Below are 16,827 nucleotides of genomic sequence, written 5' to 3'. Positions count from 1 at the left end.
CTGTCGTTCAGTCGGGTTCGGGCATCACCTCCCGGGGCCGCGGGGTGTCTTGTCCCTGGCGCGCCAGGCCGCGAGGCCGGCCGCGAGCCGCGGCACCACCGTCGGCAGGACGGGGCCGCAGACCGCGCCGGCGAGGCCGGTGACCAGGGCGATCAGCAGGGCGTAGCGCACGGCGCCGAGCGCCCACCGGGGTGTGTTCGGCAGCGCGTCGCCGGAGGCCGCGGGCGCGGTGGACGGGCTGCCGGACGGGTTCTTCGCGGCTGCGGACGGGGACGCGGTGCCGGTGCCTTCGGCCGCCGCCCCCTTGCCCGCGCCGCCCGCCCCCTTGCCCGATCCGGTGCCTGCCCCGGCGCCCGCGTCGCCCGATCCGGCGCCCGTGCCGGCGCCGCCGTCGGCGGAGCCGCCGCCCGTGCCGGGTGATCCCGCCTCACCCGAGGTCCCGGAGCCACCTCCCGTACCGCCCCCGGTGTCCCCGGTGCCCCCGCCACCGTCGCCCGACGGCGCGGTGCCGGCCCGGTCGGCGATCGAGTCGGCGGCGGCGAGGGTCAGGGCGCGGGCGGAGGCGGGCAGCGGGGCGTAGCCCTCGGGGAGGGTGCCCGCCGCGACTCCGGGCCGTTGTCCGTCGCCCACCGCGTACCGCAGCAGGGCCGCGTAGTCGTGGCCCTCCTGCCCGGTGAGGTCCTCCGGGACGGTCGCCGCGTAGGTGAGGAGGGTGAGCGGGTAGGCGGCGGCGGACTTCGTGGCCGGGTCGGGCTCGGCCACGCCCGTGACCCCGCTCGGTCTCATCGCCGCGTGTGCGGCGAGCAGCGTGGTCGTGTCGGGAACCACGAAGCGGCCGGCCGCGTTCCGCAGCCGCGCCGTCACCAGGCCGTAGCGCGCCGCGGTCGCGGTGTCGGTGAGCGCGAGGACGGCCCGCTTGCCGGCGGCCTGCGCCGGGTTCTTCTTGTAGGCCGGGGGCGCCGTGGTGGCGTCCCAGGTGCTGCGGGCCAGCGTGTCGCCGCGTGCCGCGGAGCGGGCGGCGGTGTGCAGGTCGGTGGCGTAGGGGTGCTTGTCCTGGATGCACAGCGGGCTGTCGGGGTGGTCCTCGAACTGCTGGCAGTAGGGATCGCTCTTCGGGAACTCCTCCCGCGGGAGGGCGATCCTCTTGTAGCTCGGGTTGACCTTCATGCCGGAGAAGGCCGGATCGCCGTAGCGGCCCTGGTCGTCGGGGGTGCCGTCGAGGAACTCACGGGCCGCCGGGTCGTTCTCGACCCAGTTCCACAGCTGCCACGCCGCGTCGGACAGCGCTTCGGGCACGAGCACGTCGCCGAGGGCGCCACCGAAGTCGAGATCCGCGTAGCCGGGGTTGTACTTGAGGAACTCGGGGTCGCGGGCCAGGTTGAAGGGGTTGCTCTCGGTGCTCTTGGCGAAGCGCGAGTTGCCGTCCTGGTACGACTCGGTGAGCAGCTTGGCCACCAGCCGCGGTGTGAGGTCGAGCGAGGTCAGACGGGATCCGTCGCGGGCTCTGACGGCGTCGGGCGCGCTGAAGCCGGACTGGCTCTCGATGAAGAAGCCGATGGTCAGGCCGGACAGGGCGACGGGCGCGTAGACGGGCCGCTTGCCGGAAGGAACCTGGTCACCGGTGGCCGGGCGGCCGAGGAAGACCAGACCGGGCCGGCCGGAGACCAGCTTGGCGCGGGCGGTGTCGTCGGTGATCTGGGCGTAGCTGTAGATCGTCCTGCCCGCGGTCTGGCACAGGGCGGGCTGCCAGCGGATGACGGCCTCGAAGGCCATCTCGTTGCCGAGGGTGCTGCGCTCGGCGGAGCCGATCGGGCAGAAGTTGCCCATCGGTTCAAAACCCAGCGGTACGACGAGACGGTGCTGCCAGTTGCTCGCGCTGAGCGGCGACGACTGGAGCATGCCGCTGGCCTGGGCGGTGTACGAGGATCCGTCCACCTCGCTCTCGCCGCGCGGCACGACGACCAGCCAGCACCTGCGCCCCTGAGTCGCGCCCGAGGTCCCGTCGGGGACCTCGCCGCAGCCGAGACCGGGTGCCTCCAGGCCGGTCTGGGTCTCGAAGTAGACCTCGCCGGTGCCGTCGGGGCCGGTGCGGGCGTAGGGGACCTCGTTGGTCGTGTTCGAGTCGTAGAACTCGTTCCAGTTCCCCTTTGTGGTCCGGTCACCGGACACGGAGTGGAACGGAACGTACGAGATGCCCGTGTCGGAGGCCGTCGGCAGCTGCTGCGCCGGGTCCTCGAGGTTGCCGTAGGTGAGCTGCCGGGTGTTGGTGTACGCGCCGGCGGCCTGGCTGCCCGCGCCCGCGCCCAGCGCGGAGGAGCCGCCGAACTGGCACTGCTCCGGGTCGGGTCCGTCGGCGGCGTCCCCCCAGCACTGCATGATCTGGAGGTAGTCGGCGGCGTAGGTGGTGTCGGAGACCGTCGGGGCGGCGCCCTTCCAGGAGACCTTGACGACCTGGTTGACCAGGTCGCGGGTCTGACTGACCGTCAGGTGGAGGTCCGCGTAGGGGCCCTTGCCGGAGACGGTGACCGCGGACCCTCCGTCGGCGGCCGCCGCGGGGCGGGGCGCCGAGACGAGCACGGCGGTGCCGATCGCCGAGAGCAGGACGAGGGCGACGGTGAGGGACGTGGTGGCGAACCGGCGCAGCGCGGTGATCACGAGGCGCCCCGCTTCAGTCGGCGGGTGAGCAGCGGGGGCCCTACGGTGAGCGCCAGCAGCAGGACGCCCGCCACGGACATCAGCGCGATCCGCGATCCGCCGCTGATGCTCCGGGAGGTGTTGACGGGCACGGCGAACGCGTCCCCGCCGGCTCCGTCGCCGCTGCCGCCGGCCCCGGCCCCGGCTCCGTTCGCCCCGACGACCTGCCCGGTGTCCGGGTCGATCGTGGCGCCGCCGCTTGCCGCCGAGCCTCCGGCACCGCCGCCGGCAGCGCCCGCACCGCCGGAACCCCCGCTGTCCTTGGCCCCGCCGGCGCCGGCACCGCCGCCGGTCGAGCTGCTGCCGCCGCCCGAACCGCCGCCGGTGCCGCCGCCGGTCGAACCGCCGCCGCTGCCCGTGCCGCCGCCGGTCGAGCCCCCGCCGGTCGAACCGCCACCGGTCGAGCCACCGCCGACGTCGGTCGGGGCCTTGGCACCGCCCGTGCCGGTCGAGCACTGGGTGGCGCCCTTCTTGTCACAGGCGGACGGGTAAGGGGCGGTCTTGGCCAGGGTGTTGGTGCCGTCGGAGGAGAACGTCGGGTTGTGGCAGTTCTTGATGTTGATCGACTCGACGTTCACGCCGGGGATCCTGCGGACCTGCTGCAGACCGGCCTGCACCAGGTTGATCGGCAGTGGCGAATAGCCGAGGCTGTCCACCCGCTGCTGCCCCTCGCACAGGAAGTAGTACGCGAAGGCACCGAGGGTCTTGCCCTTCTGGGCGTTGAAGTTCGACTCCAGCGCGGTCGGGATGATCATGTAGCTGTAACTCGACAGCGGGTAGGCGCGGGGGTCGTTGTAGTCGTAGACCTTCTGGAGCTTCTGCGTCAGGTACTTCGGCGAGGAGGAGTCGTCCTCGATCTCGGCCTGTGTGAGCGACACCGCCACGTTCCGTGCGGTGGGCTCGACGTAGTACCCGCTCTTGTTGAGCACCTTGGCCACCGGGAACCCGGTCGTGTAGACGGCGTACGAGTACTCGACGTAGGTGATGGTGCCCACGTTGCCGCCCTGGGAGACGTATCCGGAGACGCCGTTCGAGCCGGCCTGGGAGACGAAGCCGAGGCCGGAGACGATCGGGAAGTTGGAGGTCGTCCCGCAGGGGGTGCCGCGTCCGGCCCGGCGGCAGTAGTCGTCCCACAGCGCGGGGTACTGGTCGGCCATCCAGGCGGAGAACTGCGCCGTCGTGCCGGAGCCGTCGGAGCGCACCACCGGAACCACCCGGCGGGCGGGCAGCACGTTCGCCAGCGCGGGGTTGTCGGCCTTGATGGCGGGGTCGTTCCAGAGCTTGATCCGACCGGTGAACATCTTGGCGATGACCTCGCCGGACAGCCGCAGGTTGGTCACCCGCCTGTTGCCGATGGTGAGGTTGTACATGAACGACGTACCGCCGGCCACGATCGGCATGTAGGCGTACTTGCGGGACGGCGGCGGGTCGACGACGCCCGAGTCCTTGATGCCGTAGGGGATCTCGGAGACGCCGTAGTCCACGGTGCCGTTGCGGAACTGGTTGCGTCCGTCCGACGAGCCCGTGCCGTTGTAGTTCACGGTCATGCCGTACTGCTTGACGTTGGCCCGCCACTGGTCGAGCGCGTTCTGGCTCCAGGTGGACCCGGCACCCGAGATCGGCACGTACGTCGCGGCCGTGGCGGGCTCGGCGCCGAACAGGAGGGCGGCCAAGAGGAAGAGAGCGGTGAGCACTCTCAGACGTGCGAGGGGTGCCGGAGGCGGTCCGGGCATGACAGATGACTCCTGGTCGGGTGTGGTGGATGCGGGGCCGGGACGGTCGGGCGACTACTCGGAGCCCGGGGCGGGGACGGGGGCGGTGGGCCTGGACCGGGCGCGCCCGCTCATGCGTTCGGCGTCGCGCCGTGATGCCTGCACACGCCGGTGCCGCTGGTTGCGGGTCAGCTCGCCCGGCCCGCGTCCGCCGATCACACGGGCGAGCACGAACAGCAGGAGGACGAGCGCCATCAGCAGGGCGGCGGAGCCGAAGCCGCGGGCGATGTAGGCGGGCTGGGGCGAGCGCACCAGATCGAAGGTGGCCAGCGGCAACGAGATCTGCGGGCCGCTGAACGGGTCGGCGTTCACCCCGCTGCTGATCCCGGAGGTGAGCAGCACGGGCGAGGTCTCGCCGATGCCGCGGGCGGTGCCCAGGATCACGGCGGTGGTCAGACCGGAGCGCGCGGTGGGCAGGATCACCGTCCACACCGTCCGCCACCGGCTCGCGCCCAGGGCGTACGACGCCTCGCGCAGCGAGCCCGGCACCAGGCGGATCACCACGTCGGAGGCGCGGATGACGATGGGCAGCATCATCACGCTGAGCGCGAGCGCGGCGGCGAACCCGGACTTGTCCACGCCGAGGACGAGGATCACGGTGGCGTAGATGAACAGACCGGCCACGATGGACGGCAGCGCCGTCATCGCCTCGACGATCGTGCGCACGAACCGCGCGTAGCGGCCGGGCACTTCGCTGAGGAACACCGCGCACGAGAGTCCGAGCGGCACGGTGATCGCCAGGGAGATCGCGATCTGCTCCAGGGTGCCGGTGATCGCGTGCACCACACGGCCCTTGCTGAGCGGTTGCAGCGGACCGGTGCTGGACATGTCCTCGGTGAAGAAGTTGAGGTGCGCCAGGGAGGACTTGCCGCGCCACAGCGTGAACGCCACCACCATCACCAGCGCGGCCAGCAGCAGTACGCCGAGGCTCTGCCACAGGACGGCGGCGACCCTGTCCCGCACGGCGACGCCGTTCTCGTCGAAGGAGACCAGCACGGCGTACAGGCCGACGAAGAGCAGGTAGGCCAGGACGACGAAGCCCAGGATCGCGTCGAACGGGGCGATCCAGACGAACAGCAGCGTGGTCAGCGAGAGCGACCCGAGCGCCGCGCCCACCAGGGCCAGCACGTCCGAGGTGTGCACGGTCGAGGTGTTGCGGCGGACCTCGGGCGCGTCGTCGCGGCTCTCGTCGAGGGCGGGCCGCACGGTCCGCCCGGCCGGGGTCCGCCCGGCCGGTTCCTTCCGGAGGTCGGTGGTCATGCTCAGGCCTCCGTTCCGGCGCCCGACCGGCCGCGGGCGGCGATCGAGGACGCGACGAAGTTCACGACTAGGGTCAGGAGGAAGAGGGCGAGGCCCGCGGCCATCAGGGCCGACATGCCGAACTGGCTCGCGGAGCCGTAGCGCAGCGCGATCAGCGCGGAGACGGAGTTGGCCCCGTTCTGCAGGACGTGCCACTGAACGTCGAAGACCGGAGAGATGATCATGTAGACGGCGATCGTCTCGCCCAGGGCGCGGCCGAGGCCCAGCATGGTGCCGCCGATCACTCCGCCCCGGCCGTACGGCAGGACGACCGCCCGGATCATGCCCCAGCGGGTCGCGCCCAGCGCCAGGGCGCCCTCGCGCTCCCCGGCCGGCGCCTGCGAGAAGGTCTCCCGCATCACCGAGCAGGCGATGGGGGTGACCATCAGCGCGACGACGATGCCGGCGATGAAGGTGGACGAGGTGTACACGGTGTTGGCCTGAAGCGGGTCGTGCGGGTCGGCGTTGTCGACCTTGAAGACCGGGATCCAGGAGAAGTACGTGGAGATCCAGCGGGAGAGCCCGACGACGTGCTCCTGGAGGAAGAAGGCGCCCCACAGCCCGAACACCACGCTCGGCACGGCGGCCATCAGATCGACCAGGCTGATCAGGGTCCGCTTCAGCCTGCGCGGCGCGTACTCCGAGATGTACAGCGCGGTGCCGAGCGCCAGCGGCAGGGCGAGGAGGATCGCCGTCACGCCGATGAGCAGGGTGCCGGTGAGGACGGCCGCGATGCCGAAGTGGCGGGAGTCGGGCTCCCAGGCCGAGGTGGTGAGGAACGCGAACCTCGCCACGCCCAGTGCCTGGGTGGCGCGGTAGGTGAGGAAGACACCGACCAGCAGCATGATGACCAGGACGATGGCACCGCTGGTCCCGAGCACCGCGCGGAAGACGTGGTCGACAGGCTCGATCCGCCCACGCGGCGCCCGCCTCGCCCCGTCGTCGCGGGTGTCCGGCTCCGGAGCGGAGGGGCGCCCGGGTCCGGGCGCGATCACGCTCACAGGGCACCCGCCCAGGTCCGGCCACGGGTGCCGTCGGACCCGTCGCCGTCACCTGTGGCGGGACGACCGGCGGCGGTGTCCGGCCCCGGCTCGGGGACGCCGGGCGGGACCGGGCGGACGGGGGCGCCCGTGGCCGGCTTGGGGATGCCGGGCGGGACCGGGTGACCGGCGGCGCCCGGGGCCGGACGTGCGAGGGCGCCCGGGACCGGACGTGCGGCGGGACGGGGCTCGGTGCGGCTGGGGGTCCGTCCGGAGCCGTACGGCCGAGTGCCGCCGGCGCCGCTCACCGTGCCGGTGTCGCGTTGTCTGTGGTGGGTCGTGGGCTCGGTCAGCTCGGCCACCGGGACCGCGTTCAGGAACTGCCCGAGGTTGTACTGGCAGTCCCGCTGGCGCTGGTAGCGCCGCCCGGCGACCGCGACCGTCCGGTCGTCCATCTCCAGGGCCCAGCTCCAGCCGCCCACGGACTCCGCCGCGCTGAGCAGCACCTTGACGTCCGCTATCCGCCGGCGCAACCGCAGCACCGCGGCGCGGCACTCCGCGAAGCCGTCGAACGTCTCGGCGCTGCGGCCCAGTTCACGGTGGTTGGATCCGACGAGCCGCCAGCCGATCGCCTGGTCGTCCCCCCTGGGTCTCTGCCCCGCTCCTCGCACTACATACAGAAATCGTGAAGGAATCATGGAGACCCCCCCCTTCTCCCTCTCAGGCACGGGCCTCTTTTTCGCCGCCGCGGCGGAGAATCACCCAAAGCGCACTGAGAGTCGCGGACCTATGTGCGAGCTGTATCCACAATTGAGTGAAGGCCGAACGGATGCCGAATGAACGGGAGGCGCCGACGCCTGGGCGCCGGCGACCACGCCGGGAGCCCACGAGAGACGCGGCGGGACCCGGGCGTCCATAGAGACTCCGCCACGAACATCGAGAGCGGGACGCAGGCGCCTCCGCTCTACCGTCTCGTCCGCATCGCGGCAGCGCTCCACGTGCAGCCGACCGAACCGCTTCCGCAGCTTCTGCCGGAGGCAGGCTGCTGGTCTTCCGGCCCGGTACGCGGCCGATGTCGCTTCGGTGTGGTCCGACTCCGAGAACCTGACCGCTTCGCCGCGGCCCTTGAAGGGGAGGGCGTGGCTGAGCCGCCGTGTCGGTCTCTCGGGCCGGAGTCAACCTTCGCGAGGAGCGCGGGCGCGAGCTTCCGCGGGGTGCGGTGAGGTGGCAGGGCCACTTCGTGCCGCGGTCGCATGTCCTGCGGCCGCACTGCTCTCTGAGGGCGGGCGGACACCATGGCCGACTCCGACACCCCCAACCTCCTGCCGGACACTGTCCTCGTCACCCGAGGCGACCGGGAGGTTTTCTCGCTGTTGCTGGTGCCTCCGCACCGAGGCCAAGCGGATCCTCGTCGACACGGGCGGCGACACGCCCACCTACGTCCGCCTGACACATCCGTCGCGGATCGGCTCCCCGTCCGCACGCTAGATGCGGGCGAACTTCTCCGTCTGCTGGGCGAACGCCTGGGCCATGGCGGTGCTGACCGTGGGCTTGGTGCCGCGGATGGTGTCCAGGTAGTCGTCGGTGGTGGGTGTGGTCCGGGTTCCGGTGTCGAAGGTGCGCTCGAACTGGGCCTGGGAGACGGTTCGCGCCGCGTGAGCGATGTCGGCGGGGGTGAACCCCTCGCTGGCGGACGCAAGAACCGCGCTGTCGGCCCGCGCCCCCGCCCGGGCCAGGTAGCTCTCCCACAGCGCGGTCCTGGCGGTGTGGTCGGGAGGGCCGATCGGCAGGACGTAGTCGAAGCGGCCGTGTCGCAGGAACGCGGAGTCGAGTGTGGTCACGTTGTTCGTGGCGCAGACGAGCAGCCGTCCGTCCTGGCTTCGGAACCGGACGATCGCCTTGAGCAGTTCGTTGACGACGCCGACAGCGGTCGCGTCCGCGCCGCCGCGTTCGCCGGCGATCTCCTCGACCTCGTCGATGAAGACGAGGACGTGGGCGAGCCGGGCGATCTCGTCGAAACGCCGGCTCAGCCCGGTCGCCAGGCCGTACTCGGCGGCCAGACGGGCGGGGAACAGTTCGAGGAAGGGCCATCCCAGGCGGCTGGCGATCGCGTGCGCGAACGTGCTCTTGCCGGTCCCGGGCGGCCCGAACAGCATCACCGCCCGCGGCGGCTCGACTCCGTGCTGGGCGGCCAGTTCGGGCTGGGCCAGAGGCAGGACCAGGCGCCGTTCGATGAGCCGCTTCTCCCGTTGCATGCCCGCGACCTTCTGCCACAGTCCCCCGGGTGGCAGCTCCGCTCCGAGCGAGGACAGTGTGCCGGCCGACTGTGGGGTCACCGGTCCGTTCTTCTCGAAGAAGACCAGGCCGGGGCGGGCACCGAAGTCGCAGTTGCGCAGAGCGGTGGCACCGGTCTCTCCTTCGGGCAGGGCGGCGTGCACCGCCCGGACGCCATCGGCGAAGAGCCGTTGCTCAAGGGCGGTGATCAGGGCACTGCCCAGCCCGCGATGCCGCCAGCCGGGCGCCATGCAGATGAGCAGGATCCATGCCCGTTCGCCCTCCACCCGGCTCACCGCGGCGCCGATCAGCACGTCGTCGGCCGTGGCCACCACGGCCGGGTGGCGGGCCTGGAGGGCGGTTACGGCCTCCGACAGCGGGAAGAGTGGCGGCTCCTCGGTCGTGCGGCTCTCCATGTCGACACGGATCAGCGCTTCGAGATCGTCGTGGATGTAGTCCCTGACCCGCCAATCCGTCATGATCAGCTCCCGTGTTCGGCCGTACTCCCATCATCGGCCGATGCCCGCAGGACGCGCCAGACGGGCGACGGTCACGAGCCCTCCCGGGTGGCGCGGATCGCTAGGGGCCGCAGTCCGGCCCGTTTGTGCGACTTCTACCTGGGTGGCAAGGTTGACCACCCGGTGGATGCGCGCTGCCGCCTCGACTGCTCAGAGCCAGTCGCGGTGTTTGAAGACGATGTACAGGCTGGTGCAGACGACGGCCATCAGGACGATCGCGAAGGGGTAGCCGAAGCCCCAGTGCAACTCCGGCATGTGGCTGAAGTTCATGCCGTAGATCGTGCCTACCAGGGTCGGGGCGAAGAGGATGGCTGCCCAGGAGGAGATCTTCTTGATCTCCTCGTTCTGTTCGAAGCCCGCCTCCGCCAACGCCCGCATCTCCGCGTTCTGTTGCTGCGTGACCAGCGTCGCGTTCACCGTCAGGATCTCCGTGAGCGCCTGCCGGAAGCCGTCCACGCGTTCGCTGATGTGGGTGACGTGGTCCGCCACGTCGCGCAGGTACCGCTGGAGCTCCTCGTCCGTCTCGTACTTGGCGAACCCCGCGATCAGACTGTGCAGCATCCCCACCAGCGGACGCGTCGCGCGCTGGAACTCGACCATCTCCCGCGAGAGTTCGTAGATGCGCCGGGAGACCTCGGGGTCGCCGCGGAACACCTCGGTCTCGATCTCGTCGATGTCGTTCTGCACGCCGGCGACGACCGGCGCGTACCCGTCGACCACCGCGTCCAGGATCGCGTACAGCACCGCCTCCGGACCGAGTTTGAGCAGGTCGGGGCTGTCCTCCATCCGCGTGCGCACCGCCGACAGATCGGGTGCCGCGCCGTGCCGGACCGTGATCACGAAGTCCGGGCCCACGAACACGTGCAGTTCGCCGAAGTCGACCTCCTCGGGCGCGTCCAGATAGCGGGCGGCCCGCAGCACCACGAACAGCGTCTCGCCGTACCGTTCCAGCTTCGGCCGCTGATGTGCCTCCATCGCGTCCTCGACGGCGAGCGGATGCAGGCCGAACTCGGCCGCCAGGGAGAGGAGTTCGTCCTCCGTCGGCCGCGCGAGCCCGATCCACGCCATTCCGGCGGGGTGCCGGCGCAGTTCGCGGTACGTCTCCGCGAGCGTCGCCGGTGTGGAGACCCGTACGCCGTCGCGGTACAGGGCCGCCTGTACGACGCTGTCCACCTCCGCCGGTTCCGCCGGCGCGGCGGGGGCGGCCGACTCGGGCGGTGCGGCCGCGGGCGGCTGGGCCGGGGGCTGCGTCCTGCGCCACACGGACCTGCGGGGTTTCCTGGAGGCGGGGCGGTCGCGTCGCTGGGGCATCGCGTGCTGCCTCTCGGTCGGGCGTGCTGCGTGATCTCCGAGCAGGATATACGGGGGATGTGCGGGGCTTTCGGGCCCGGTACGGGGCCCGGGGCCAGGTACGGGGGTGCGGGGGGTGCGGGGCCAGGTACGGGGGTGCGGGCCCAGTACGGGGGTGCGGACGGTCGGGAGGCCCGGGCGCCCGCCTCGGTCCCGCCCCGGTGGCCGTGAAAACCCTGGCGCCCCTGTCCCGGTCCCGCCCGTCGGCCGGGAAATCCAGGCTTGCCGGCCGGGAAACCCAGGGCCCCTCTCAGTCCCGCCCCGTCACCGCCACCGTCAGGCCCAGACCCACCATCGTGAATCCGCCCGCCCCGCCGATCAGCGACAGGCGGCGGTCCGAGCGGGCGAACCAGGTGCGGGCCGCCGACGCGGTCAGCCCCCACAGGGTGTCCGTGACCAGGCCGATGGAGATGGGCACCAGCCCGAGCAGCAGCATCTGCGCGACCACGTGCCCGGCCCCGTGGTCGACGAACTGGGGGAGCACCGCGGCGAAGAACACCACGCCCTTCGGATTGGTCACCCCGACCAGCGCGCCGTCCAGCACGGTCCGCAGATCACCGCGCGGAGCGGGGGCGAGGGCCGCCCCGGCCGCCCCGGCCGTCGGCACGCGCAGCTCCTTGCGGTGCCGGAACGCCCGTACGCCCAGGTACACCAGATACGCGGCGCCGGCCAGCTTCACCGCCAGGTACACGGTCTCCGACCGCTCGACCAGCGAACCGACGCCCACCGCGACCGCGACCACCAGCAGATACGACCCGAACACGTTGCCGACCGCGGTCGCCACCGCCGTACGCCGACCATGGGCCAGCGCGCGCCCGATCACGAACAGCACGCTCGGCCCCGGGACCACGATGACCAGCAACGACATCACGGCGAAGCCGAGCAGCCGCTCCGTGGGGACCATCGCCGTCACCCCCCTCCACACCCGTTCCCTGTGCCGACCGTCCTAGCACAGGGCCACCGATCAGCACAGGGCCACCGTTCAGCACCGGGACACCGTTCAGCACCGGGACACCGCCGGGCACATGGACAGGGGGGCGTTGCGGGCCGCTCGTGGTGGCTCGCAACGCCCCCCTGGCTCTTCCCGAGGGGTCCTCAGGAGGCTGCTGGGGTCAGGAGTTGACCTGTGCGGTCACCAGGTTCGAGAAGGTGGTCAGCCGGGTGTACACACCCGGGAAACCGGCCTCCGCGCATCCTTCACCCCAGGAAGTGATCCCTGCCAGGACGCCCCCGATGAGCAGGGGACCGCCGCTGTCGCCCTGGCAGGTGTCGACGCCACCGGACGCGAATCCGGCGCAGACCATGTCGGACTGGACGTAGTCCGAACCGTACGAGCTGCGGCAGCTGGAGTCGGACACGATCGGGACGGTCGCGGTCCGCAGCTGGTTGGAGGAGCTGCCGTTCTCGGACGTGGTGCCCCAGCCGAGGACGCGGGCCGTGGTGCCGGCCGCGTACACACTCGTCTGGGAGGAGGAGACGTAGGACGCCGTCGTGTACGGCATCGCCGTCGACAGCGTGAGGACGGCCACGTCGTCTCCGTTGGTGGCGTCCGTGTAGCTCGGGTTGATCCAGATGCGGCTGACCCGGCTGACCGTGCCGTTGGTGCCGTTGAGCAGGGTGCGGCCACCGACCACCCGGACGCTGCCGGTGGTCTCGCCGACCATGCAGTGCGCCGCCGTCACGACCTTCGTGGGCGTCACCAGGGTGCCGCCGCAGAACTGTCGCTGGGACGCGTCCGTGATCTGCATGACGAACGGGTACGTGGTCGTGGTGGTCGTCGTGCCGCCGACGATGGGCTGCGGGGCGGCGATCGCCGAGGGGGCGGCGACGAGCGCGGCAGCGGCGGCGGCGACGGTGGCCACGACGGTGGCGGCGGTCTTTCTGGCACGAGTGAGCCCGAACATGCGTCTCCTCAGTGGGTACCGGTGGGGGGTCGCGCGGGTGGGGGGTCGAGCACGGGGACCTTGGGCTCCCGCCCCACTCGGACGGAGCCGAGGACGCGGGGAGGGACCGGCCTCCGTGTGCCCGGGCGAGCGGCACGCCCATACGCTAGGTGGCTCCGCCCCCCGCTCCCAATGAGGGAACCCCCTAAGGGAGTAGGGCAGGGAAAACCCTCGGTCCGGCTCAGTAAAGCGGCCGTGATCTCACTTGGCGCGGCGCCCCGCCGCCAGTCGGACGATGTCCACCCGCGAGCGGATCCCCAGCTTGCGGTAGACCCGGGTCAGCGTCGCCTCCACCGTCTTGACGCTGATGAACAGCCGCGCGGCGATCTCCCGGTTGGTGGCGCCCTCCATGACGAGCGCGGCGACCTGACGCTCCATCGACGCCAGCCCCTCCAGACCGTCACGGGCCGCGGGGGCCGGCTCCGGCTCCGGTTCGGGTGCGGCGGCGGCCTCGTCCACCCGGCGCAGCCAGGGCAGCGCGCGGCACCGCCGGAACAGCCGGGTGGCCTCGTCGTACGTCTCCTGGCCCGGCCGTCTGCCGCGCAGCGCGGCCAGCGCGAACGCGGCCCGCGCCTCCTCCAGGCCGTAGCCCAGTGCGGCGAGCCGGTCCTGTGCGGACGTCAGCCGGGCGATCGCGCCCTCCCGGTCGCCGTGCGCGGCCCGCACCAGCGCCTCGGCCCGGTCGAGCACGGCGAGCACGCTGGCCCGGCCGAGCCGCTGCGCGTGGCCGCGGGCGATGTCGATGACGTCCTGTGCCTCGGCCGGCTCCCCGACGCGTACCAGCGCCTCGGCGAGGTCGCCCTGCCAGCGGCCGCGCGCCGGGTCGGTGATGCCGAGGGCCGTCTCCAGCTCGCGCACCCGGCGCAGCGAACGGACGGTGCCCGCCGGGTCCCCGGCCACCAACTGGGCGTGGCCGAGCGCGCCGAGGGCCCGGGACAGATACATCTGGTCGCCGTCCTCCTCGGCGTGCGCCACCGCCTCCCGGGCCAGGGCCAGCGCGGTGTCCACGTCCCCGCCGGACGCCTCGGCGAGGGAGGTCAGCATCGCGGACGCCGTCTCGCCGATCCCGGAGTCGCGGGCCAGCCGCAGCCCCTCGCGGGCGAGTTCGAGCGCCCGGCCGCAGTGCCCGGCGCGCAGTTCGGTCTCGGCGAGCCCGCGCAGGAAGTGCACCTCGCTCTCCACCGAGCCGCGCCGCCGCACCTCGCGCAGCAGGGCCGTGACGGTGGCGCGGGCCTCGACGAGCTGGTCGCCCATGACCAGCCAGCGGAAGCGGGCGCTGCCCGCGCCGTTGTGGTGGCAGGCCACCCGGGGGTCCTGGGGCTCCTTCAGGGCCTGCTTGATGGTGAGCGGCGCGTCCGGATGGCCCATCAGGGTCTCGGTCTGGGCCTGGAAGGAGAGGGCGAGCAGTTCGGTGCGCCGGTCCGCGCCGCGCTCGGCGAGCTTCGCCGCGTGGGCGGCGGCCTCGCGGGCCTCGGTGAAGTCGCCCTCCACGATGAGCGCCCGCCAGGCCAGTTGGTAGTGGACCAGGGCGAGCAGCCGGGGGTCGTCGCCGGCGTCCGCGAGGGCCTGCGGGAAGACGGCGTCGACCTCCGTCATGGTGTGTCCGGCGGTGTCGATGACGATGATCCAGGCCCGCACCCGGTCGGCGGGCACGGTCGCCCGGGTCAGCACCTCGCGGGCGATGTCCCGGGCGAGGTCGACCTCTCCGGCGGTGATGGCGTCCTCGGCGGCCTGGAGGCGGCGTTCGTCAGGGCCGGGCCGGTGGTCGGCGGGGGTGTGCCGGGCCGCGAGCAGACCGAGCTGCGCGGCGACGGAGGGTGCCCCGCGGTCGCGGGCCTGGGCGGCGGCCCCGGCGAGACGGGCGGCGGCCTCCGGGTCGGTGCCGGTGGTGGCCAGGGCGAGATGGCGGGCGCGTTCGATCGGGTCGGAGGCCGCGGTCGACAACGCGGCGTGCGCGGTGCGCCGTTCGTGGGCGGGCGCCTCGGCGTACAGCGCGGCGGAGATGAGCGGATGGGCGAAGCGCACGGTGGAGCCGGCCGAGCCGTCCGGGTCCGTCGCCAGCAGGCCGAGTTCGGCGGCCTGGGCGCACTCGGCCTCGACGTTCTCGCGGCCGGCCGCGTGCAGCAGCGCGGGGGTGGGGCGGGCGCCGGCGCTGGCGACCAGCAGGGTGCGGCGGGCCTCCACCGACAGCATGTCGAGCCGGCTGAGCACCAGCGCGCGCAGCGAGGTGGGCACCGGCAGGGGTTCGCCGGGCCGTGGCGGGGTGGGGCTCTCGGCGAGGGCGCGGCCCAGTTCCAGGGCGAACAGCGGGTTGCCGCCGCTGGTGCGGTGGATCTCGCGGACCGTGGAGCGGGTCAGCCCGGAATGACCGCGCTGGCCGAGGAGTTCGGCGGTCTGGGCGCGGGAGAGCGGACCGAGGCGTACGGCGACGGTGTCGGGCGGGGACGCGCGTAGATGACGGTCGTAGTCCTGCCCCTCGGTGCGTACCGCGGACAGCAGCCGCACCGGGGTGCCGCCGAGTCTGCGGGCCGCGAAGCCGAGGATCTCGGCGCTGGCCGGATCCAGCCACTGGAGGTCGTCGGCGACGATCAGGACGGGGCCCTCGGCGGCGAGCGCGCGCAGCGCGGACAGCACGGCCAGCCGCAGGGCCAGCCCGTCGCGCTGGAGGGCGGACTCGGCGCGGCCGGTGAGCGCCGACTCCAGGGCCGTGCGCTGGGCCGCGGGGAGCTGGTCGCAGACCTCGTCGACGACCAGTCCGAGGAGGTCGGCGAGGGCGAGGAAGGGCAGATGCGATTCCGACTCGGTCGCCGAGCAGCGCAACACGGTGCGCGCCGCGTCGGCATATTCCGCGGCCAACGCCCGCAGTACGGTCGATTTCCCTATTCCGGCGGGGCCGTGCAGCAGCACACTGCCGCCCGAGGCGAGTTGCTCCCGGGCCCGCGCGAACAGGTCCTCCCGGCCGATGACCAGGTCGGGGCGGCATCGGGCAGGCTCCTGGAAGTCCCCTCGCACGGTCACCGCTCCCCTCGTGTGTCGTGTCCTGACCAAAATTCTAGGCAATGATCCTTGAATTTCGGACGGAAGACGTGGTGAGGCAAATAACAGCGCTTCGGCACAAGGATATTCGGCATCCGCCTGAACGAATGGAAAGGTTTCCTGCCTAAGGCAGCAGCCCCGCCCTGCGCGCCGCCGCGACCGCCTCCCCGCGTGTGTGGGCGCCCAACCGGCGCATGGCCGAGCGCAGATAGCCCTTGACCGTCTCGGGGCGCAATCCCAGCCGCTCGGCCACCACCGCGTTGGTCGCGCCCGCCGCCACCCAGGACAGCACGTCCAGCTCGCGCGGCGCCAGACTCATGCCGCCTGCGGGCTCCGGAGCCGTCAACAGACCGCAGGCGGCCAGGAGTTCGGCCCGCAGCGCCGGGTCGGCGATCCTCGGCGCCAGGGCCCGCAGCGCCGCGTGCGCCTCCCGCACCTGCTCCCAGGCGACCCCGTTCGCCGCGTCCGGGACACGCTCCGGGCGGGCCGCCGCCAGCAGCTCGCCCACCTCCTCCCGCACCACCAGCGACTGCTCCACGTCCCGGGCCACCGCCACCGCCGCGCTCAGCGCGCGGTCCCCGAGCGGCTGGGCCGAGCGCAGGGCCGCGTACAGCACCCCGCGCACCCGGCGGCGCACCACCACCGGCACGGCCAGCACGGAGCGCAGCCCCTCCGCGGCCACCGGCACGTCGTACTCGTGGCTGATCTGCCGCGACGACGAGTAGTCCGTCACCGCGCACGGCCGGGCCAGCGCCACCGCCTTGCCGCCGAGGCCGTTGCCCGAGATCACCGCGAGCGAACGCAGCGCGGGCGTGGCCGTACCGCTCAGCTCGCTGATCCGCACCCGCGCGCGGCCCGGCTCGACCAGGCCGCCGAAGGCGACCGGGAGCCCCGTCGCCCGCCGCAGCCGGGCCAGCGCGCCGTATATCTCCACCGCCCCCGAGTCGTCCGTTGCCACCCG

At 72.7% G+C, this 16,827-nt stretch carries 11 protein-coding genes; all 11 read right to left on the bottom strand.

Features of this window, described 5'->3' with window-relative positions; all coding sequences use genetic code 11:
• Window positions 1-24: 24 nt before the first annotated feature.
• Window positions 25-2,655, bottom strand: a complete 2,631-nt coding sequence (locus AB0F77_RS12685; protein ID WP_361945925.1) for a hypothetical protein — start codon at window positions 2,653-2,655, stop codon at window positions 25-27.
• Window positions 2,652-4,427: a phosphate ABC transporter substrate-binding protein PstS gene (locus tag AB0F77_RS12680; RefSeq protein ID WP_361945922.1), complete on the bottom strand. Its 1,776-nt coding sequence runs from the start codon at window positions 4,425-4,427 to the stop codon at window positions 2,652-2,654. Before AB0F77_RS12680 ends, AB0F77_RS12685 begins: the two co-directional genes overlap by 4 nt.
• A 54-nt stretch (window positions 4,428-4,481) precedes the next feature.
• Entirely contained in the window at window positions 4,482-5,726 is a 1,245-nt protein-coding gene (pstA, locus tag AB0F77_RS12675; RefSeq protein ID WP_361945919.1) for a phosphate ABC transporter permease PstA, read from the bottom strand.
• A gap of 2 nt (window positions 5,727-5,728) precedes the next feature.
• Entirely contained in the window at window positions 5,729-6,760 is a 1,032-nt protein-coding gene (gene pstC / locus AB0F77_RS12670; RefSeq protein WP_361945917.1) for a phosphate ABC transporter permease subunit PstC, read from the bottom strand.
• Between the two features lie 2 nt (window positions 6,761-6,762).
• On the bottom strand, window positions 6,763-7,443 hold the full coding sequence (locus AB0F77_RS12665; protein WP_361945914.1) for a hypothetical protein: 681 nt from the start codon (window positions 7,441-7,443) through the stop codon (window positions 6,763-6,765).
• A gap of 786 nt (window positions 7,444-8,229) precedes the next feature.
• Window positions 8,230-9,498: a bifunctional GNAT family N-acetyltransferase/ATP-binding protein gene (locus AB0F77_RS12660; RefSeq protein ID WP_361945911.1), complete on the bottom strand. Its 1,269-nt coding sequence runs from the start codon at window positions 9,496-9,498 to the stop codon at window positions 8,230-8,232.
• 189 nt (window positions 9,499-9,687) lie between these two features.
• The gene (locus AB0F77_RS12655) at window positions 9,688-10,848 is read right to left on the bottom strand and encodes a magnesium and cobalt transport protein CorA (protein WP_361945908.1); all 1,161 of its coding nucleotides are present in this window, start codon (window positions 10,846-10,848) and stop codon (window positions 9,688-9,690) included.
• Window positions 10,849-11,137: 289 nt separating this feature from the next.
• Window positions 11,138-11,791, bottom strand: coding sequence for a LysE family translocator (locus AB0F77_RS12650; protein ID WP_361945905.1), 654 nt, complete (start codon window positions 11,789-11,791; stop codon window positions 11,138-11,140).
• Window positions 11,792-11,999: 208 nt separating this feature from the next.
• On the bottom strand, window positions 12,000-12,791 hold the full coding sequence (locus AB0F77_RS12645) for a serine protease (protein WP_361945902.1): 792 nt from the start codon (window positions 12,789-12,791) through the stop codon (window positions 12,000-12,002).
• A 240-nt stretch (window positions 12,792-13,031) separates the two neighbouring features.
• The gene (locus AB0F77_RS12640; RefSeq protein WP_361945899.1) at window positions 13,032-15,848 is read right to left on the bottom strand and encodes an AAA family ATPase; all 2,817 of its coding nucleotides are present in this window, start codon (window positions 15,846-15,848) and stop codon (window positions 13,032-13,034) included.
• 142 nt (window positions 15,849-15,990) lie between these two features.
• The gene (locus AB0F77_RS12635; protein WP_361945896.1) at window positions 15,991-16,824 is read right to left on the bottom strand and encodes a LuxR C-terminal-related transcriptional regulator; all 834 of its coding nucleotides are present in this window, start codon (window positions 16,822-16,824) and stop codon (window positions 15,991-15,993) included.
• Window positions 16,825-16,827 lie beyond the last annotated feature (3 nt).

It is taken from the genome of Streptomyces sp. NPDC026672 (assembly GCF_040638185.1).
Taxonomy (GTDB): domain Bacteria; phylum Actinomycetota; class Actinomycetes; order Streptomycetales; family Streptomycetaceae; genus Streptomyces.
The sequence above is the reverse complement of the archived record's forward strand: the minus strand, read 5'-3'. Positions and strand labels throughout refer to the sequence as shown.